Source organism: Bradyrhizobium canariense, assembly GCF_018130465.1.
Taxonomy (GTDB): domain Bacteria; phylum Pseudomonadota; class Alphaproteobacteria; order Rhizobiales; family Xanthobacteraceae; genus Bradyrhizobium; species Bradyrhizobium canariense_C.
In genome coordinates this window covers 97,550-114,866 of the sequence record NZ_JAFCKJ010000012.1, presented here as the reverse complement: position 1 = coordinate 114,866, position 17,317 = coordinate 97,550, and the positions used below count along the sequence as shown (strand labels likewise).

Genomic DNA, 17,317 nt, shown 5'->3' with positions numbered 1-17,317 from the left:
GCGACGTCACTGGAGCCGGGTCGATGGACCCGGCTCTTTCTCTTTTTGAGCGAACATTCGCCCTGATCAGATGACCGTCGCGGTTTCGATCCTCCCCCAGCAGCAATTGGCTGTCCTCAATGCCGCCTATCGGCAGGCGGTCGCGCGCAAGCGATTGCGCCTCCTGTTCGGGGTCGCGGTGTTCGCCGCTGCACTGCTTCTCGCCGCGATCGGCGCGGAAGTGAATTTGCGCACGCTGTTCACCCATTTCGGCAACTTCGTCAGCTATTTCGACCGCATCCTCACGCTCGACAACGGCCAGCGGGTCTGGACCGATGTCGGCGAGTGGCTCTGGGGCTGGCGCAAATGGCTGAGGATGCTGGGCGAGACCCTGCTGATCTCCTATGTCGGCACGCTGATCGGCGCGAGTTTTGCATTCTGCCTGAACTTCTTCGCGGCTGAAAACACCTCGCCCGCGCCCTGGCTGCGCTTCGTGGTGCGCCGCCTGCTCGAATTCGCGCGCACGGTGCCCGGCATCGTGTTCGCACTGATCTTCGTGATCGCCTTCGGGCTCGGACCGATGGCGGGCGTGCTGGCGATTGCGATTCACTCCACCGGCGCGCTCGGAAAGCTGTTCTCGGAGATCGTCGAGAACGCCGACATGAAGCCGGTCGAAGGCGTCCGCTCGACCGGCGCGAGCTGGCTCTCCTGCGTGCGCTTCGCCATCCTGCCGCAGGTCACGGCAGGCTATGCCAGCTACGCGCTGCTGCGCTTCGAGATCAACGTCCGCGAGGCCTCCGTGATGGGCTTCGTCGGTGCCGGCGGTATCGGCCAGGAGCTCGTCGTCGCCATCCGCAAGTTCTATTACTCGGACGTCAGCGCGATCCTGCTCACCATCATCGTCACGGTCTTCATCATCGACATCAGCACCGGCTGGCTGCGCGGCCGTCTGTTCGGCAAGGAGGCGCGGACGTGACGGGCCCGCAGGAGATCGACACCGCAGCGCTTCGCGCGCGCTATCCCGATGTGTTCGACCGGCCGGCTTCGGCGCGGCTCGCCATTCCGGCGATGATCGTCGCGGCGTTCGCGATCCTGGTCTACGGCCTCGTCGATCTCGACTTCTCGCCGTCGCGGTTCGTCGCGGGCCTCAGCCAGCTCGGCTGGATCAGCCTGATGATGATCCCGCCAGATCCCGGCTCGTCGCTGCCGATCTATCTGAAGGCGCTCGGCGAGACGTTGTCGATCGCGCTGCTCGGCACGACGCTGGCTGCGGTGTTAGCACTGCCGGTCAGCCTTCTTGCCGCGCGTAACGTGGTGCCGTCGAAGCTCCTGCGCTTTCCGGTGCGACGTTTCCTGGATTCGATCCGCGGCGTCGACACGCTGATCTGGGCGCTGGTGTGGATCAACGTGGTCGGGCTCGGCCCGTTTGCCGGCGTGCTCGCCATTGCCGTGTCCGATTTCGGCGCTTTTGGAAAATTGTTCTCGGAGGCGATCGAGGGCGCCGACCAGAAGCAGGTCGAGGGCATCCGCGCCTCCGGCGGCAGTGCGCTGCACGAGATTCGCTTCGGCCTGCTGCCGCAGGTCCTGCCCGTGATCGCCGGGCAGGTGCTCTATTTCATCGAGTCGAACACGCGCTCGGCCACCATCATCGGCATCGTCGGCGCCGGCGGCATCGGCCTCCAGCTCGCCGAGCAGATCCGCGTGCTGGAATGGCAGAAGGTGTCGTTCCTGATCCTGATGATCCTGGTCGCGGTCGCCGCGATCGATTTCGTTTCCGGCAAGCTGCGGTTTGCGATCATCGGGCGGCGGGCTGTGGCCTGATCACCGATCTCGTAGGGTGGGCAAAGCGAAGCGTGCCCACCACTGCTGTTTAGATATCGAGGAGAGACGGTGGGCACGGCGCAAATGCGCCTTTGCCCATCCTACGAACCCCGCGTGGTCGCGCTCACCCGTTCTCCACCAAAAACTCCACGCGCTCCGCGGCGAAGCGAGAATGCTTGGTCACCAGCGGCTTGCCGTCGAGATCGTGATCGGTCGCGTCGACCACCAGGATCGGACGTCCCAGCGCCAGATCGAGCCGTGCGGCGTCGGTGGCGTCCACGATGCCGGCGGTGATCCGGGTCGCGCCGCGGCGATAGTCGCGGACGCCGTAATGCTCGAGCAATTTCGTCATCGAGCGGGTCGCGGCGAATACGGCGCCGGCATCGGGAAACAATTCCGCCGACAGCCAGGTCGTGGAGATACAGATCGGCGTGCGGTCGGCGAGGCGCATCGCCTCGATCCGCACCAGTGGTGCGCCGGCCTTCAATCCAAGTTCCCGCGCCAGTTCGCGGGTCGCGACATCATCGGACGCCTCGATCAACCGGCCGTGTGGTTCGCGGCCGTCGGCGCCGACGATCTCGGAGAAACGGGTCCGCGAGCGCAGCGGGTAGGCGAGACGCTGCGCCTCGACATAGGTTCCGCTGCCGCGTTCGGCCCGCACGATGCCGCGCTCGGCAAGGGCTGCCAGCGCGCGCCGCACCGTGTGGCGGTTCACGCGGTAGGTTTCGGCGATTTCCACCTCGCCCGGCAGCTTGTCGCCCGCCGCAAAGCGGCCGTCGGCGATGCCGCGTTCGATGCCGTCGGCAACGAGGCGCCACAACGCGACGCCGGAGGAGGCTGTGTCCTGCATGCTCATGTGGCGGGGAAGCTACTCCAGAAATCACGCCTTTGTCACGAAACAGTCATGGCGCTCCCGTATCAAGTTGTCTAGTATCATAGACAACTTGGATTCGGCAAGTTCTGAGAAGAGTTCGGTGGATTTGGTGAGCCAGCACAACAATCAGCAAGCCCAGCGCAAGGCCGCAATGGCCGTGCTGGCGCACGCGGAGGCGGGCGAGATCGCCGCTCGCCTCCGCGTTCTCGCCCTGCCGGCGCATCAGGATCTGCGCGCGCCGGAAAACGGCCTCGTCATGCTGCGCGGCCGGGTCGGCGGCGACGGCGCGCCGTTCAATCTCGGCGAAGCGACGGTGTCGCGCGCCGCGGTGCGGCTTGCGAGCGGCGAGGTCGGTTTCGGTTACACGCTCGGGCGCGACGGCGAGAAGGCGCGGCTGATCGCGCTGTGCGATGCGCTGGTGCAGTCCAGGGATTTCGGCGGTGCGGTGGAGCGGGACGTTATCGCGCCGTTGCGTGAGCAGCTTATGGTCAGACGCAAGCAGGCGGCGGCCGAGACCGCCGCGACGAAGGTTGATTTCTACACCATGGTGCGCGGTGAGGGGTGAGATCATGACCACCATTGCTGAACTTCCGCCGGGATTCGCCGACAAGGTGCTGTCGGCGCAATCGACCTTTCGCTCGGTCATGGACGCGATGGCGCGGCCGGGGTCGGTCCGGCGCATCGTGCCGACATCAGGCGCGCCTCATACGATGATGCGCGGCACGGCCGCGATCGCGCTGACGCTGTTCGATCACGACACGCCGCTCTGGCTCGATGCGCGCATGGCGGAAAGCTCCGACGTCGTGAAATGGCTGAAATTCCACACCGGCGCACCGGTGGTGCAGGATTCCTCGATCGCAAGCTTCGCGCTGATCAGCGACGGCGGGGCGCTGCCTTCGCTCGAGCGCTTCGCGCTGGGCACCAGCGAATATCCGGATCGGTCGACCACGTTGATCCTTCAGGTCGAGAGCCTGAACGGAGGCCGCAGCTTCGAGCTTCGCGGGCCCGGCATCGACGGTGTCGCGACGCTCCAGGCGTCGATCAAGCCGTTCGACCTGTTCGAGCGCCTGCGCGTCAACGAAACGCTGTTTCCGCGCGGCATCGATGTGGTGCTGGTCGCCGATGATGCCGTGGTTGCGATCCCGCGCACCACGCGCGTCGTGAACAAGGGAAGCTAGCCGCATGTATGTCGCAGTCAAAGGCGGCGAACGCGCCATCGAGAACGCCCATCGCCTGCTCGCAAGTGCCCGGCGTGGCGACCAAAGCGTTCCGGAAATTTCCCTCGACCAGATTTCGGAGCAGCTCGGCCTCGCCGTGGACCGCGTCATGAGCGAAGGCTCGCTCTATGACCGCGAGCTCGCGGCGCTGGCAATCAAGCAGGCGCGCGGCGACCTGATCGAGGCGATCTTCCTGGTCCGCGCCTTCCGCGCCACGCTGCCGCGCTTCGGCGCGAGCGAGCCGGTCGAGACCGGCGCGATGCGGGTGCAGCGGCGGGTGTCCTCGACCTTCAAGGACATTCCCGGCGGCCAGATCCTCGGTCCGACCTTCGACTATACCCATCGCCTGCTCGATCCCTCGCTCGCCGAAGGCTTTGTGCCGGAGCAGCCTGCGACGGCCGACGCCTCGACGGCGCCGACGCCGCGGGTGACGGATATCCTCGGCCGCGACGGCCTGATCGAATCCTCGCCGCAAGCCGAAGAGGGCGCCAGCGTCGGCGACCTCACCCGCGAGCCGCTGAATTTCCCTGCGGACCGCGATCTGCGCCTGCAGAACCTCGCGCGTGGCGACGAAGGCTTTCTGCTGGCGATGGGCTATTCCACCCAGCGCGGCTACGGCCGCAACCATCCCTTCGCCGGCGAGATTCGCTTCGGTGAGGTCGAGGTCGAATTCTTGGCGGAAGACGTCGGCTTCGCCGTGCCGCTCGGCTCGATCGAGCTCACCGAGTGCCAGATGGTCAACCAGTTCAAGGGCTCCGCCACGGAAGCGCCGTGCTTCACGCGCGGTTATGGCCTCGCCTTCGGCCAGAGCGAGCGCAAGACCATGTCGATGGCGCTGGTCGACCGCGCGTTGCGCGCGCGCGAGCTGGGCGAAGAGGCACTCGCCCCCGCGCAAGATGAAGAATTCGTGATGTCGCATTCGGACAACGTCCAGGCGACCGGCTTTGTCGAGCATCTGAAGCTGCCGCATTATGTCGACTTCCAGTCCGAGCTCGGCCTGTTGCGCAAGCTGCGCAAGGAATTCACTGATGCCAATGCGCCCGACGCCATGAAGGAGGCCGCGGAATGAACGCGCCCGCCTACAATTTCGCCTATCTCGACGAACAGACCAAGCGGATGATCCGCCGGGCGATCCTCAAGGCAATCGCGATCCCGGGCTATCAGGTGCCGTTCGCCAGCCGTGAAATGCCGATGCCCTATGGCTGGGGCACCGGCGGTGTCCAAGTCACCGCCGCGATCCTTGGGCCCGAGGACGTGCTGAAGGTGATCGACCAGGGCTCCGACGACACCACCAACGCGATCTCGATCCGGAAGTTCTTTGCCAAGACCGCCGGCGTCGCCACGACGACGGCGACGCAAGATGCGACCGTGATCCAGACCCGCCACCGCATTCCGGAGACGTCGCTGCACGCAAATCAGGTGCTGATCTATCAGGTGCCGATTCCGGAGCCGCTGCGTTTCCTCGAACCGCGCGAGACCGAGACGCGGCGCATGCATGCGCTCGCCGAATACGGCCTGATGCATGTCAAGCTCTACGAGGACATCGCCCGCTTCGGCCATATCGCGACGGCTTACGCCTATCCGGTGAAGGTCAACGCGCGCTACGTGATGGACCCGTCGCCGACGCCGAAATTCGACAATCCCAAGATGGACAATTGCCCGGCGCTGCAATTGTTCGGCGCCGGCCGCGAGAAGCGCATCTATGCGATCCCGCCCTATACGCAGGTCGTGTCGCTCGACTTCGAGGACCATCCTTTCGAGCCCTATCGCTTCAACGCGCCGTGCGCGCTGTGCGCCGCCGAAAACTCCTATCTCGACGAGATCGTCACCGACGACAAGGGCGGGCGCATGTTCGTCTGCTCCGACACCGATTATTGCGAGGGCCGCCAGGCCGCCGGTCATCACGGCAGCCTCAGCGCCGCGCCGTACAAGGAGAAGGCGCAGGAGAGAGATCATGGTTGATCAGAACGCGCTTGAGAACGACGAGCCCTTGCTGGTCGCAAAATCCCTGAGCAAGTCCTATGGCCGCATCGCCGCCTGCCGAGAGGTGTCCTTTGCGCTCTATCCCGGCGAGGTGCTGGCGATCGTCGGCGAATCCGGCTCGGGCAAGTCGACGCTGCTCCAGCTCCTGTCGGGCCAGCTCGCGGCCTCCGGAGGGCACGTGTCCTATCGGATGCGCGACGGCGTCACCCGCGATCTTGCCACGCTGGGCGAGGCCGAACGGCGCTTCCTGTTCCGCACCGATTGGGGTTTCGTGCACCAGGATCCCGCGCAGGGCCTGCGCATGGCGGTCTCGGCCGGCGCCAATGTCGGCGAACGGCTGATGGCGGTGGGGTGGAATCACTACGGTCGCATCCGCGATACCGCGTCGGACTGGCTGACCCGCGTCGAGATCGACATCGCACGCATCGACGATGCGCCGCGCACCTATTCCGGCGGCATGCGCCAGCGTCTGCAGATCGCCCGCAACCTCGTCACCGAGCCGCGGCTGGTGTTCATGGACGAGCCGACCGGCGGTCTCGACGTTTCCGTGCAGGCCCGTCTGCTCGACCTCGTGCGCAGCCTGGTCGCCGAACTGGGTCTCGCCGTCATCATCGTCACCCACGATCTCGCGGTCGCGCGCCTGTTGTCGCACCGCGTGATGGTGATGAAGGGTGGCCGCGTCATCGAGACCGGCCTCACCGACCAGGTGCTCGACGACCCCCGCGAGCCCTACACCCAGCTCCTCGTCTCCTCGATTTTGCCGCCATGAACCTTCCAAGAAGAGTTTTCCAGTGACCGCCATGATCGACGTCAGCAATGCCAACAAGACCTTTACGATGCACCTGCAAGGCGGCATCGAATTGCCGGTCGTCAGCGGCGTGACCTTTCACGTCGATCCCGGCGAATGCGTCGTGCTGTCCGGCCCGTCCGGCGCCGGAAAATCGTCGATCCTGAAGATGATCTTCGGCAATTATCGCTGCGACTCCGGCCGCATCGGCATCCGCCATCGCGGCGCGTTGGTCGATCTTGCCACCGCCGAGCCGCGGCAGGTCCTCAACATCCGCCGCGCGACCATCGGCTATGTCAGCCAGTTCCTGCGCGCGGTGCCGCGCGTCGCGACCGTCGACGTGGTCGCCGAGCCGCTGATCGTCAACGGCCTGGCGCGCGCTGAGGCGCAAGCCCGTGCTGGCGAACTGCTGCACCGTCTCAATATCCCCGAGCGGCTCTGGCAGCTTCCGCCCGCGACCTTCTCCGGCGGCGAGCAGCAGCGCGTCAACATCGCGCGCGGCTTCATCTCGGACCTGCCGATCCTGCTGCTCGACGAGCCCACCGCCTCGCTCGACGCCGCCAATCGCGCCGTCGTGGTCGAGCTGGTCGCCGAAAAGAAGCGCCAGGGCGTCGCCATGGTGGCCATTGTCCATGACGACGAAATCCGTCATCTGATTGCCGACCGCATCGTCGACGTCACCAGCTTCGCCGCCGCGGCCTGAAGGAAATGGACATGAACGCCAAGTCGAAGGACATCGTGATCGCCAACGCCAGGATCGTGCTGGCCGACCGGGTGATCGAGCAGGGCTGGCTTGCGCTCGCCGATGGGTGCATTGCCGAGATCGGTGAGGGCAGGGCGCCTGCGGGGGCGGAGGATGCCGGCGGCGATTTGATCATGCCAGGCCTGATCGAGCTCCACACCGACCACCTCGAGGCGCATTACGTGCCGCGGCCAAAGGTGTTCTGGAATCCGGTCGCCGCCGTCGTCTCCTACGACGGCCAGCTGGCGACCTCAGGCATCACCACGGTGTTCGACTCGCTCCGGGTCTGGCGCGAGGACGGCGCCGAGGAAGTCGACGGCCGCGCCGGCACGCTCGCTGCCGCGATCACGACGGCGCGCGATGCCGACCTTCTGCGCGCCGATCACTTCCTGCATCTGCGCTGCGAAATCCCGATGCCGAGTGTGGTCGAGGAGGCCAAGGAGCTGGTCGACCGTCCCGACGTGCGGCTGATGTCGCTGATGGACCACACCCCCGGCCAGCGCCAGTTCCGCGACGAAGGCAAGCTGCGCGACTATTACCGCGGCAAGAACGGCGGCAAGACCGATGCCGAGCTCGACCAGCTGTTCGCGCGGCGCTTCGAATATCAGAAGGCCTATGCCGCGACCAATATGCGCGAGATCGTGGCGCTGGCCCACAAATACAATATCCCGCTCGCGAGCCACGATGACACCACCGAGGAGAACGTCGCCGACGCCGTGCGCGATCGTATCGTGGTGGCCGAATTTCCGACCACGATCGAGGCCGCGCGCGGCCTGCACCAGGCCGGCATCGACATCCTGATGGGCGCGCCGAACGTCGTGCGCGGCGGCTCGCATTCCGGCAACATCGCCGCGGTCGATCTCGCCCGCGAGGGCCTGCTCGACATCCTGTCGTCGGATTACATTCCCTCGAGCCTTCTGATGGCCGCGCTGCAATTGCCGGAGCATGTGCCCGCCATCAGCCTTGCGGCGGCGATCCGCACGGTCACGAAGGCGCCCGCCGAGGCGGTCGGCCTGTCCGATCGCGGCGAGGTCGCGGTCGGCAAGCGCGCCGATCTGATCCGCGTGCATGTCGCGGGCAGCGTCCCCGCGGTCCGCAGCGTCTGGCGCGAAGGGAGCCGTGTCGCATGAGCGAGACCGTCACCGTGGCGGAAGAGACGACGGGTGCGATCGGGCCCGGACGGCTCGTGCTCGTGGTCGGTCCCAGCGGCGCCGGCAAGGACACGCTGCTGCGGCTCGCGCAGGCAGCGTGCATCGAGGATCACGACATCGTCTTCCCGCGCCGTGTCGTGACGCGCGAATCCTCCGCCGACGAGGACAATATCGCGGTGAGCTCCGACGAATTCCGGCGCGCACTCGATCACGGGGATTTCGCCGTGCATTGGGAGGCGCATGGGCATTCCTACGCGCTGCCGCTCGACATCGACGACGATATCCGCGCCGGCCGCGCCGTCGTCGCCAATGTCTCGCGCACGGTGATCGGCGCGCTGCGCCAAAAATATGCAAACGTCGCGGTGGTCGCGATCACCGCGCCGCCGGATGTGCTGGCGCAGCGGCTCGCCGCGCGCGCCCGGCACAGTGACGGCAATATCGCGGAACGGCTGACGCGCAGCGTCGACGACGCATCGGCACAGGCCGATGTCACCATCCTCAACGCGGGCAGCGCGGAGTATCACGGCCGCCAGCTTCTGCGCGTGATCAGGAATCAAGGCTGGCACGAATAGCCCGCACAACAAGGAGACTGGAATGTCGGTGATCGAAACGGTCGCGCAGTTAGAGGCCATCTACGGCGTCACCAACGACGCCTCGACCGTGAAAGTCGCCGACCACGTCACCCCGCTCTATCGCGTCTTCATCGAAAAGGCGCCGTTCGCCGCGCTCGCCACCATCGGGCCCGAGGGGATCGACTGCTCGCCACGTGGCGATGTCCCCGGCTTCGTTCGCATCCACGATCCGAAGACGCTGATGCTGCCGGATCGCCGCGGCAACAACCGGGTCGATTCCTTGCGCAACATCGTGCGTGATCCCAGGGGGTCGCTGATGTTCCTGATCCCGGGTTCCGGCAACGCGGTCCGCGCCAACGGCCGCGCGCATCTCTCCATCGACCCCGAACTGCTGGCCTCGTTCAAGGTCGAGGGCAAGGCGCCGCGCAGCGTCATGGTGATGAACGTGGACGAGATCTACTTCCAGTGCGCCCGCGCCATCGTCCGCTCCGACCTCTGGAATCCCGACAAGCGCATCGACCCCAAGACGCTGCCGACCCCCGGCCAGATCCTCGCCGAGATGAGCGAGAACAAGGTCGGGGGCGCGGAGTATGACCGCCTCTGGCCGGAGCGTGCGGCCGCGACGATGTGGTGAGCGTTGTTTCCCTCTCCCCTTGCGGGAGAGGGTGGCTCGACGCGACAGCGGCGAGACGGGTGAGAGGTTCTCTCCGCGCGCGACTCTCTTGCGTCAGGATTCGCTGAGGTAACCGCTTATCCGGCGCTTCGCGCCACCTTCTCCCGCAAGGGAAGAAGGGGAGAACCCATCGCGAGATGAATTCGTTTGCCGGCGCTCGCGCCCGGAGAAGTGCCGATGCGCGCCAGTGGCAATTATGGATAGCCATTTCATTGACCGGTCGCGCTCAACGCTCGATATTCGAGGCATCGACACTGCTCCTCGAGCCGAAGCCGCGATATGAGAACCGATCACCAGCGCAACAGGAACGACATGCATGCGTGCATGACGCGGCGCTGTTTCTCGGCGGCCACCGACGGCTGTTGTTGTTGCTGACCGTCTCCTAGCAACCTCGCACAGCACAAATCTCAAGACAGGAACGCCGAGAGTCCGGCGAACGAGCTGTCATGTCCCGATCCCAATTCGAAGCCCAGTCCAACGCTTACATCATCGAAATTCACGACCGCGCCGCCGGCATCATCACGAGAGGCGAGCGCGGCTTCCGCTTCTTCTCCTCCGAATGCCTGTTCGACAGTCTTGAAGGCCGTCAGTTCCGTTCGGCGCGCGAGGCCGAGCGCGCCGAACGTGCTGTGTACTCCGAGCGGAGCCGGCGCGCGAATTCTCAACTCATTGCCAGCTGATTCTGCGCTCCTGAAGGAGCTCAGCCCTTCAGCGCTGCCAGCAATTCATCCGGGCGCTCGGCCATGATCATGTGGCCGGCACCGGGCACCACGACGGTCTTCGCATGCGGGATCGCCGCCGCGAGTGCCTTGCCGGCCTTTACCGGAGTCATCATGTCCCGCTCGCCGAGGATGAGCGTCGTGGGCACCGTCACGCTCGCGGCTGCTTGAAGCGCATTCGCGTAAGCATTGCAGGCCGACAAATCCCTGAACAGCACGCCCGGCTCGCAATGCTTCAACACGGCCTGCGCGCCGCCATGCATCCACAGACCCGGTGCGAGGCTGCCGCCGAGTTCGGCGTTGAAGCCGAGGCCCCAGATCGAGACCATATCGACGGCGTCCTGGTCGTTGGCCTCGGCCGCCTTCAGCAGATCCGGGCCGACCGTCATGGTCGCCGCCGTGCCGATCAGGCTCAATGCGGAGATTTTTTCGGGATGCCGTGCCGCCGTCTCCAGCGAGATCAGCGATCCCATGGAATGGCCGATCAAATGCGCCTTCGTAACTCCGGCCGCATCGAGCAGGGCAGCGGTCCAGTCGGCCATCTCGGCGATGCTGCCGAGCGAAGGTCCGGCCGAACGACCGTGGCCGGGCATATCAGGCGCCAGCACGGCAAAACCGTGATGGGCGAACCAGCGCGTGTGCAGCGCCCAGGTCGAATGATCGAAGCCGGCGCCATGGAGGAAGACGACCGCGGGCAGGGACTTGTCGAAGTCGCGGCCGCCGGTCGCGACCAACACCTCGGCGCCGTTGACGGAGAGCTTCATGGTGTCAGACCTTTTGCGAGATGCGCAGCGCCTGCGCGAGATCGTCGATGATGTCGCTTGCGGTCTCGATGCCGACCGACAGCCGCACCAGCTCCTCGCCGATGCCGGCGGCCTTGAGCTGCTCGGCGTCCATCTGCTGATGCGTGGTCGAGGCGGGGTGGATCACCAGCGTCTTGGCGTCGCCGACATTGGCGAGATGACTGATCATGCGGAGCGATTCGATGAATTTGCGGCCCGCGGGCCGGCCGCCCTTGATGCCGAAAGAGACGATCGAGCCGGCGCCGCGCGGCAGCAACTGTTTTGCGAGCTGGTAGTCCGCGTGATCCTCCAGCGAGGGATGCAGCACCCAATCTACGGCCTTGTTGGCTTTCAGCGCTTCCAGCACGAGATGCGTGTTCTGGATGTGGCGGTCCATCCGCACGCCAAGCGTCTCCACGCCCTGCAACAGCTGGAACGCGTTGGTCGGCGACAGGCAGGCGCCGAAATCGCGCAGGCCTTCGGTGCGCGCGCGCATGATGAAGGCGGCCGTGCCGAACTGTTCGTCGAAGACGATGCCGTGATAGCCGCCATAGGGCTCGGTCAGCACGCCGAATTTTCCGGATGAACGCCAATCAAACCGGCCGCCGTCGACGATGGCGCCGCCGATCGCGATGCCGTGGCCGCCGATCCATTTGGTCGCCGAATGCATGACGATGTCGGCGCCGAGCTCGATCGGACGGCTGAGATAGGGCGTGGCAAAGGTGTTGTCGATTAGCAGCGGGATCTTCGCGTCATGCGCGATCGCCGCGACCTTCGGAATGTCCAGCACCTCGAGCCCGGGATTGCCGATGGTCTCGCCGATCACCAGCTTCGTGTTCGGCTTGATCGCCGCGCGGAACGCGTCGAGATCGCGCGGTTTCACGAACGTCGTGGTGATGCCGAAGCGCGGCAGCGTGTGCGCCAGCAGGTTGATGGTGCCGCCATAGAGCGAGCTCGACGCCACGATATGGTCGCCGGCGTTCAGAAGCGTCGCGATGGCCAGATGCAGCGCGGCCATGCCGCTCGCGGTGCAGATCGCGCCGACGCCGCCCTCCAGCGCCGCGAGCCGTTCCTCCAGCACGCTCGTGGTCGGATTGGAGATGCGCGTATAGATGTGGCCGGCGCGCTCGAGATTGAACAGCGCGGCGGCGTGGTCGGAATCCTGGAACACGTAGGACGTGGTCTGGTAGATCGGCACGGCGCGGGCGCCGGTCGCGGGATCCGGATGCTGGCCCGCATGCAGGCTCAGGGTCTCGAAGGCGGGCGGTTTTGGCGCGGGCATGCGTGGCCTCGTTGCTCGGTCGGCGGAGGCGGCTCTTGTGCCACAAAAATGCGCGGCGCGTCAGCCCATTGACAGCGTGGCCTAACTCCGGATCGCCTGCTCGATGATCCGCGCCTCCCGCAGCAAAATCTCCGCGACCTCCTGTTCGCGGCGCGGGCCGAGCCTCGTCCGAACGGCGGAGACGGTCATCGCGGCAGCGGGGCGGCCGTCGGGCGTCTTGATCCAGGTCGAGATCGATTTCGTGCCCTGCACCAGGCCGATCTCTCTCATGCCGTATCCCCGCCGTCTCGCGGCGGTGACCTGGCCCAGCACCGTTGCGGCATCGGTCCGGTAGGCCTCCAGTCTCTTCTCGTTGGCTGCGACGATTTTTCGCGCGTCCTGCGCCGGCATTGCGGCGAGGATGGCGACGCCTGCGCTGGAGACGCCGAGCGGCCGGCGCGCGCCGACCTCGATCGACAGCACCTGGATCGGATAGACGCCGATCCTGCGATCGACGCACAGCGTGTCGTTGCCGGTCCGCACCGTCAGGAACAGCGTGTCGCCGATCTCGGTCGACGCACGTTGCAGCGACGGATTGGCGGCGATCAGCAACCGCGACGGCCGGGCGCGTGCGAGCGCGAGCTCCGGCACCTGATTGCCGATCGCGTAGCGGCCGGTCCTGTCATGCCGTTCGACGATGCCTTCCTCGATCAGCACGTGGACGATGCGATGCACGGTCGGACGGGTGAGGCCGGTCGCCCGCACCACCTCGGCCAGCGGCACGCCGTCTTCACGGCCTGCGGCGAGAATGCGCAGCACCGCGAGGGCGCGCCGGATCGCCTGCGCGCCCTGTCGCGGTTCCGTCATGCGGCGGGCGGATTTCGGGGAAGTCGTCTTGTCCATAATATGGACAAGAACGCCACAATTCACTCGACAGGTAAAGCGCGCATCTGGAGATTGCGCTCCGAATCGAGCTGCCGTGTACGACGTCAGGGCACTCGATGTGGAATTGGAAGCGCCGCCGGGAGGTTAACATGAGATTAATCTGGATTGCCATAGCTGCCGCAGCGGCGATGTTGACGGGAGCGGCGTCGGGCCAGCAATGGCCGGCGCGCAACGTCAAGCTGATCGTGCCCTATCCAGCCGGCGGCAATGTCGACAGCGCCGCGCGCATCATCGCCGACAAGCTCCAGGAAAAGCTCGGCCAGCCCTTCATCATCGAGAACAAGGCGGGTGCCGGCGGCATGATCGCGGGCGAGGCGTTCGCCAAATCCGCGCCCGACGGCTACACCCTGTTCGTCGGCGCCAACGGCCCGGTGCTGTTCGCGACCGAAATCAACAAGCGCGACGCCTACAGCTGGAAGAAGGACTTCCTGCCGATCACGACGATCTCGATGACGCCGCTGGTGCTCGAGGTCCATCCGTCGGTGCAGGCGACGACCTTCAAGGAATTCATCGACCTCGCCAAGCGCGAGCCGGGCAAGCTGACGATGGCCTCGCCCGGTCCCGGCACCACCAACCATTTGCTCAGCGAGCTGATGCAGTCCAGCCTCGATCTGCAATGGGTCACCGCGCACTATCGCGGCAATGCGCCCGCGGTCAACGATCTCTTAGGCGGGCAGGTGCAGTTCGCGTTCGACCAGCTCACGGTCAGCCTGCAGCACATCAAGGCCGGCCTGTTCCGGGCGCTGGCCGTCACCAGCCCGCACCGCCTGAAGTCGCTGCCTGACGTGCCGACCTTCGCCGAACTCGGCTACAAGGACTTTGACGGCCAGACCTTCACCGGCCTGTTCGCACCGGCAGGCACGCCGGCGCCCGTGATCGACAAGCTGCACGAGGCGCTGACCGCGATCCTGAAGGACCCCGCCGTGGTCGACAAGTTCGAGAAGCTCGGCGGGGAAGCCGTCGCGATGACGCCCGACGAATTCAAGGCCTATCTCGAGCGCGAGGACGCCAAATGGATTCCGGTCGTGCGCAAGGCCAACATCAAGGCGGACTGATCGATGCGGATCGACCCCACCGAGCTCGGCGCCGAGCGCATCTACCGGCTGATGACCGGCATCGTGGTGCCGCGTCCGATCGCCTGGGTGACGAGCCTGTCGCGCTCAGGCGTGCTCAACCTCGCGCCGTTCAGCGCCTTCACCTTCGTCTCGCAGAAGCCGCCGATGCTGGCCATCAGCGTCGGCCGCAAGGGCGCCGACTACAAGGACACCGCGCACAACATCCTCGACACCGAGGAATACGTCATCCACATCGCCGACACCCCGCTGATGCAGGCCGTGCACGACTCATCGGTCGAGCATCCGCCTGAGATCAGCGAGGTCGCGGAGTTGGGCCTCGAGACGATCGCGAGCGAGCGCATCAAGGTGCCGCGGCTTGGCGTTGCACCCGTCGCGATGGAATGCCGCTTCCGGCAGTGCCTCGAATTCGGCGACGCCCGCAGCCGGCTGATCGTCGGCGAAGTCGTGATGTTCCACATCCGCGACGGCCTCGTGAACGACGGCAAGGTCGAAACCGCGGCGCTCGATCCGATCGCGCGCATCGGCGGGCCGCGCTACGCCCGGCTCGGCGAGATCGTGACGCTGCGCGGCGTGTTCCAGACTCCCAAATCGACCGACTGAGCGCGCCGCCCCGGGCGCACCTCAAGACCATTGGAGAAACGACCATGCGACTCGTGAGTTATCTCCTGGACGGAGAGCCGCACTATGGTGCCGCCATCGAAGGCGGTGTCGTCGATCTGACCAGGCGGATCGGCCGCGACTTCTCCGACGTGCGGGCGCTGATCGCGGCCAATGCACTGGCCGACGCGCAGGAAGCCGTCGCCGGACAAAAGCCGGACCACGCACTCGACGATCTCGTGCTGCTTCCGCCGGTGCTGGCGCCCGAAAAGCTCTGGTGCATCGGCGTCAATTACGCCGAGCGCAATGCGGAGTATAAAGACAGCTCCGACCTGCCCAAATATCCCAGCCTGTTCGTGCGCAGCATGTCCTCGATGACAGGCTCCGGTCAGCCGCTGGAGAAGCCTGAGGTCTCGGATCAGCTCGACTATGAAGGCGAGCTCGTCATCGTGATCGGGCAGGGCGGCCGCCACATTCCGCGCGAAAAGGCCTGGGCGCACATCTTCGGCATGACGCTGTGCAACGAAGGCACGATCCGCGACTGGCTGCGCCACGGCAAGTTCAACGTCACGCAGGGCAAGAATTTCGACCGCTCCGGCAGCATCGGCCCGTGGATCGTTACCGCGGACGAGCTCGATCCGCGCGGGCCCCATGACATCACCACGCGCGTGAACGGCGAGGTGCGGCAGCAGGACACCACCGAACGGCTGATGTTCCCGTTCGACTTTCTGATCTCCTATCTCTCCACCTTCGCAACCCTCAAGCCCGGCGACATGATCGTGACGGGCACGCCGACCGGGGCGGGCGCCCGCTTCGACCCGCCGCGCTGGCTGAAAGTTGGCGACGTCGTCGAGGTCGAATCCAGCCGCATCGGCGTGCTGCGCAACACCGTCGCGGCGGAGAGCTGAGCCATGCTGGACGCCGCCACGACCGAACGCCTTGCCGCGCGGCTCGATGAGGCCGAGCGCACCAAGACGCTGATCACGATGTTCTCGAAAGACTATCCGGATTTCAGCATCGAGGATGCCTATGCCGTTCAGCGCGCCTGGACAAAACTTCAGATCAGTCGCGGCCGGGTCATCAAGGGCCACAAGATCGGCCTGACCTCGAAGGCGATGCAGAACGCGGTCGGCATTTCCGAACCGGATTACGGCGTGCTGTTCGCCGACATGTTCTATGCCGACGCCACGCCGATTCCGTTCGACCGCTTTCACGCGCCGCGGATCGAGGTCGAGCTCGCCTTCGTGCTGAAGGCGCCGCTGCGCGGGCCCGATTGCACCATCTTCGACGTGCTCAACGCCACCGACTACGTCACGCCGGCGCTGGAGATTCTGGAGACGCGCATGCATCGCGTCGATCCCGAGACCGGCAAGGCGCGAAAGGTCATGGACACGATCTCGGACAACGCGGCGAACGCCGCGCTGGTGCTCGGCGGCCGGCCCTTCCGCCCGATGGACGCGGACATGCGCTGGATCGGCGCGCTGTTGTTCCGCAACGGCGAGGTCGAGGAAACCGGGCTTGCCGCCGGCGTGCTCAATCATCCCGCCAATGGCATCGCCTGGCTCGCCAACCGCCTCGCGCCGCATGACGAACATCTCGCGGCCGGCGAGGTCGTGCTGGCGGGTTCGTTCACGCGGCCCGTCGACATCCGCCGCGGCGACACTTTTCATGCCGACTATGGCACCTTCGGCTCGGTGTCGTGCCAGTTCGTCTGAACAAGCAATGAAGAGGAGCGCACCATGACGGGTCAAACGCGGCGCAAGAGCATCCATATCGGCGGCTTCAAGCATGCCAATCCGATTCCGAACGCCTGCCGCATCGGCAATCTCGTGATGTCGGGCGTCATCCTCGGCCGCGATGGCGCGACCGGCGTCATGCCCGAGAGCCTGGACGCGCAATGCGCCAACATGTTCGCGCACATGAAGGCGACCGTGGAAGCCGCCGGCGGCACCACGGACGACATCATCAAGATGACGGTGTGGCTGAAGGACCGTACGCAGCGCGGCCCGGTCAATGTCGAATGGCTGAAGATGTTTCCGGACGAGCATTCACGCCCGGCGCGCCACGCGCTGCCGATGGACAATATGGACGGCGGCGCGCTGGTGCAGTGCGACTTCACCGCCGTGATCGACTGAGGG

The 17,317-nt window shown here is 65.9% G+C and carries 22 protein-coding genes; 18 read left to right on the top strand and 4 right to left on the bottom strand.

Annotated features, from left to right (window positions below; genetic code table 11):
• Positions 1-70: 70 nt before the first annotated feature.
• Positions 71-955, top strand: coding sequence for a phosphonate ABC transporter, permease protein PhnE (gene phnE, locus JQ591_RS27005; protein ID WP_211399044.1), 885 nt, complete (start codon positions 71-73; stop codon positions 953-955).
• On the top strand, positions 952-1,800 hold the full coding sequence (gene phnE, locus JQ591_RS27000; protein WP_211399043.1) for a phosphonate ABC transporter, permease protein PhnE: 849 nt from the start codon (positions 952-954) through the stop codon (positions 1,798-1,800). The genes phnE (JQ591_RS27005) and phnE (JQ591_RS27000) overlap by 4 nt, the downstream gene beginning before the upstream one ends.
• Positions 1,801-1,924: 124 nt before the next feature.
• On the opposite strand, the gene phnF is transcribed toward phnE (JQ591_RS27000), so the two are convergent.
• Positions 1,925-2,656: a phosphonate metabolism transcriptional regulator PhnF gene (gene phnF, locus JQ591_RS26995; RefSeq protein WP_211399042.1), complete on the bottom strand. Its 732-nt coding sequence runs from the start codon at positions 2,654-2,656 to the stop codon at positions 1,925-1,927.
• A gap of 169 nt (positions 2,657-2,825) precedes the next feature.
• Here phnF and phnG point away from each other — a divergent pair, with 169 nt between their 5' ends.
• From phnG to JQ591_RS26940, 11 genes are all read left to right on the top strand, one after another.
• Positions 2,826-3,239, top strand: coding sequence for a phosphonate C-P lyase system protein PhnG (phnG, locus tag JQ591_RS26990; RefSeq protein ID WP_249137759.1), 414 nt, complete (start codon positions 2,826-2,828; stop codon positions 3,237-3,239).
• 4 nt (positions 3,240-3,243) lie between these two features.
• The gene (gene phnH / locus JQ591_RS26985; protein WP_211399041.1) at positions 3,244-3,852 is read left to right on the top strand and encodes a phosphonate C-P lyase system protein PhnH; all 609 of its coding nucleotides are present in this window, start codon (positions 3,244-3,246) and stop codon (positions 3,850-3,852) included.
• A 4-nt stretch (positions 3,853-3,856) separates the two neighbouring features.
• A complete protein-coding gene (locus JQ591_RS26980) occupies positions 3,857-4,960 on the top strand; it encodes a carbon-phosphorus lyase complex subunit PhnI (RefSeq protein WP_211399040.1) in 1,104 nt (367 codons plus the stop codon).
• Entirely contained in the window at positions 4,957-5,853 is an 897-nt protein-coding gene (locus JQ591_RS26975; RefSeq protein ID WP_211399039.1) for an alpha-D-ribose 1-methylphosphonate 5-phosphate C-P-lyase PhnJ, read from the top strand. The genes JQ591_RS26980 and JQ591_RS26975 overlap by 4 nt, the downstream gene beginning before the upstream one ends.
• Complete coding sequence (gene phnK / locus JQ591_RS26970; RefSeq protein WP_211399038.1) at positions 5,846-6,643, top strand: phosphonate C-P lyase system protein PhnK; 798 nt, start codon at positions 5,846-5,848, stop codon at positions 6,641-6,643. The genes JQ591_RS26975 and phnK overlap by 8 nt, the downstream gene beginning before the upstream one ends.
• Before the next feature lie 22 nt (positions 6,644-6,665).
• Positions 6,666-7,364: a phosphonate C-P lyase system protein PhnL gene (phnL, locus tag JQ591_RS26965; protein WP_211399037.1), complete on the top strand. Its 699-nt coding sequence runs from the start codon at positions 6,666-6,668 to the stop codon at positions 7,362-7,364.
• Between the two features lie 11 nt (positions 7,365-7,375).
• A complete protein-coding gene (locus tag JQ591_RS26960) occupies positions 7,376-8,533 on the top strand; it encodes an alpha-D-ribose 1-methylphosphonate 5-triphosphate diphosphatase (RefSeq protein WP_211399036.1) in 1,158 nt (385 codons plus the stop codon).
• Complete coding sequence (phnN, locus tag JQ591_RS26955; RefSeq protein WP_211399035.1) at positions 8,530-9,126, top strand: phosphonate metabolism protein/1,5-bisphosphokinase (PRPP-forming) PhnN; 597 nt, start codon at positions 8,530-8,532, stop codon at positions 9,124-9,126. The genes JQ591_RS26960 and phnN overlap by 4 nt, the downstream gene beginning before the upstream one ends.
• A gap of 22 nt (positions 9,127-9,148) precedes the next feature.
• Positions 9,149-9,760 (top strand): pyridoxamine 5'-phosphate oxidase family protein, encoded by a 612-nt coding sequence (locus JQ591_RS26950; protein ID WP_211399034.1) that lies wholly within the window; start codon positions 9,149-9,151, stop codon positions 9,758-9,760.
• A 176-nt stretch (positions 9,761-9,936) separates the two neighbouring features.
• Positions 9,937-10,185 (top strand): hypothetical protein, encoded by a 249-nt coding sequence (locus tag JQ591_RS26945; protein WP_211399033.1) that lies wholly within the window; start codon positions 9,937-9,939, stop codon positions 10,183-10,185.
• Positions 10,186-10,245: 60 nt separating this feature from the next.
• Positions 10,246-10,479, top strand: a complete 234-nt coding sequence (locus tag JQ591_RS26940) for a hypothetical protein (RefSeq protein WP_211399032.1) — start codon at positions 10,246-10,248, stop codon at positions 10,477-10,479.
• Positions 10,480-10,499: 20 nt separating this feature from the next.
• Here JQ591_RS26940 and JQ591_RS26935 read toward each other — a convergent pair whose 3' ends face one another.
• From JQ591_RS26935 to JQ591_RS26925, 3 genes are all read right to left on the bottom strand, one after another.
• The gene (locus JQ591_RS26935; protein ID WP_211399031.1) at positions 10,500-11,282 is read right to left on the bottom strand and encodes an alpha/beta fold hydrolase; all 783 of its coding nucleotides are present in this window, start codon (positions 11,280-11,282) and stop codon (positions 10,500-10,502) included.
• Positions 11,283-11,286: 4 nt separating this feature from the next.
• Positions 11,287-12,582 (bottom strand): O-acetylhomoserine aminocarboxypropyltransferase, encoded by a 1,296-nt coding sequence (locus JQ591_RS26930; protein WP_211399030.1) that lies wholly within the window; start codon positions 12,580-12,582, stop codon positions 11,287-11,289.
• Between the two features lie 81 nt (positions 12,583-12,663).
• Positions 12,664-13,464: an IclR family transcriptional regulator gene (locus tag JQ591_RS26925; RefSeq protein ID WP_211399029.1), complete on the bottom strand. Its 801-nt coding sequence runs from the start codon at positions 13,462-13,464 to the stop codon at positions 12,664-12,666.
• A 131-nt stretch (positions 13,465-13,595) separates the two neighbouring features.
• Between JQ591_RS26925 and JQ591_RS26920 the strand changes: the two genes are divergently transcribed.
• The 5 genes from JQ591_RS26920 to JQ591_RS26900 are packed head-to-tail and all read left to right on the top strand — an operon-like array spanning position 13,596 to position 17,314.
• Complete coding sequence (locus JQ591_RS26920) at positions 13,596-14,561, top strand: Bug family tripartite tricarboxylate transporter substrate binding protein (protein WP_211399028.1); 966 nt, start codon at positions 13,596-13,598, stop codon at positions 14,559-14,561.
• Positions 14,562-14,564: 3 nt separating this feature from the next.
• On the top strand, positions 14,565-15,182 hold the full coding sequence (locus JQ591_RS26915; protein ID WP_211399027.1) for a flavin reductase family protein: 618 nt from the start codon (positions 14,565-14,567) through the stop codon (positions 15,180-15,182).
• Positions 15,183-15,226: 44 nt separating this feature from the next.
• Positions 15,227-16,087 (top strand): fumarylacetoacetate hydrolase family protein, encoded by an 861-nt coding sequence (locus JQ591_RS26910; RefSeq protein ID WP_211399026.1) that lies wholly within the window; start codon positions 15,227-15,229, stop codon positions 16,085-16,087.
• A gap of 3 nt (positions 16,088-16,090) precedes the next feature.
• On the top strand, positions 16,091-16,894 hold the full coding sequence (hpaH, locus tag JQ591_RS26905) for a 2-oxo-hept-4-ene-1,7-dioate hydratase (protein ID WP_211399025.1): 804 nt from the start codon (positions 16,091-16,093) through the stop codon (positions 16,892-16,894).
• A 24-nt stretch (positions 16,895-16,918) separates the two neighbouring features.
• Positions 16,919-17,314, top strand: coding sequence for a RidA family protein (locus tag JQ591_RS26900; protein WP_211399024.1), 396 nt, complete (start codon positions 16,919-16,921; stop codon positions 17,312-17,314).
• The last annotated feature ends 3 nt before the right edge of the window (positions 17,315-17,317 follow it).

Bases quoted from the DNA above. Each gene is read 5' to 3' on its own strand.
- phnE (WP_211399044.1), top strand. From the start codon at position 71: ATGACCGTCGCGGTTTCGATCCTCCCCCAGCAGCAATTGGCTGTCCTC.
- phnF (WP_211399042.1), bottom strand. From the start codon at position 2,656: ATGAGCATGCAGGACACAGCCTCCTCCGGCGTCGCGTTGTGGCGCCTC.
- phnG (WP_249137759.1), top strand. From the start codon at position 2,826: ATGGCCGTGCTGGCGCACGCGGAGGCGGGCGAGATCGCCGCTCGCCTC.
- phnH (WP_211399041.1), top strand. From the start codon at position 3,244: ATGACCACCATTGCTGAACTTCCGCCGGGATTCGCCGACAAGGTGCTG.
- JQ591_RS26980 (WP_211399040.1), top strand. From the start codon at position 3,857: ATGTATGTCGCAGTCAAAGGCGGCGAACGCGCCATCGAGAACGCCCAT.
- JQ591_RS26975 (WP_211399039.1), top strand. From the start codon at position 4,957: ATGAACGCGCCCGCCTACAATTTCGCCTATCTCGACGAACAGACCAAG.
- phnK (WP_211399038.1), top strand. From the start codon at position 5,846: ATGGTTGATCAGAACGCGCTTGAGAACGACGAGCCCTTGCTGGTCGCA.
- JQ591_RS26960 (WP_211399036.1), top strand. From the start codon at position 7,376: ATGAACGCCAAGTCGAAGGACATCGTGATCGCCAACGCCAGGATCGTG.
- phnN (WP_211399035.1), top strand. From the start codon at position 8,530: ATGAGCGAGACCGTCACCGTGGCGGAAGAGACGACGGGTGCGATCGGG.
- JQ591_RS26950 (WP_211399034.1), top strand. From the start codon at position 9,149: ATGTCGGTGATCGAAACGGTCGCGCAGTTAGAGGCCATCTACGGCGTC.
- JQ591_RS26945 (WP_211399033.1), top strand. From the start codon at position 9,937: ATGAATTCGTTTGCCGGCGCTCGCGCCCGGAGAAGTGCCGATGCGCGC.
- JQ591_RS26940 (WP_211399032.1), top strand. From the start codon at position 10,246: ATGTCCCGATCCCAATTCGAAGCCCAGTCCAACGCTTACATCATCGAA.
- JQ591_RS26935 (WP_211399031.1), bottom strand. From the start codon at position 11,282: ATGAAGCTCTCCGTCAACGGCGCCGAGGTGTTGGTCGCGACCGGCGGC.
- JQ591_RS26930 (WP_211399030.1), bottom strand. From the start codon at position 12,582: ATGCCCGCGCCAAAACCGCCCGCCTTCGAGACCCTGAGCCTGCATGCG.
- JQ591_RS26925 (WP_211399029.1), bottom strand. From the start codon at position 13,464: ATGGACAAGACGACTTCCCCGAAATCCGCCCGCCGCATGACGGAACCG.
- JQ591_RS26920 (WP_211399028.1), top strand. From the start codon at position 13,596: ATGAGATTAATCTGGATTGCCATAGCTGCCGCAGCGGCGATGTTGACG.
- JQ591_RS26915 (WP_211399027.1), top strand. From the start codon at position 14,565: ATGCGGATCGACCCCACCGAGCTCGGCGCCGAGCGCATCTACCGGCTG.
- JQ591_RS26910 (WP_211399026.1), top strand. From the start codon at position 15,227: ATGCGACTCGTGAGTTATCTCCTGGACGGAGAGCCGCACTATGGTGCC.
- hpaH (WP_211399025.1), top strand. From the start codon at position 16,091: ATGCTGGACGCCGCCACGACCGAACGCCTTGCCGCGCGGCTCGATGAG.
- JQ591_RS26900 (WP_211399024.1), top strand. From the start codon at position 16,919: ATGACGGGTCAAACGCGGCGCAAGAGCATCCATATCGGCGGCTTCAAG.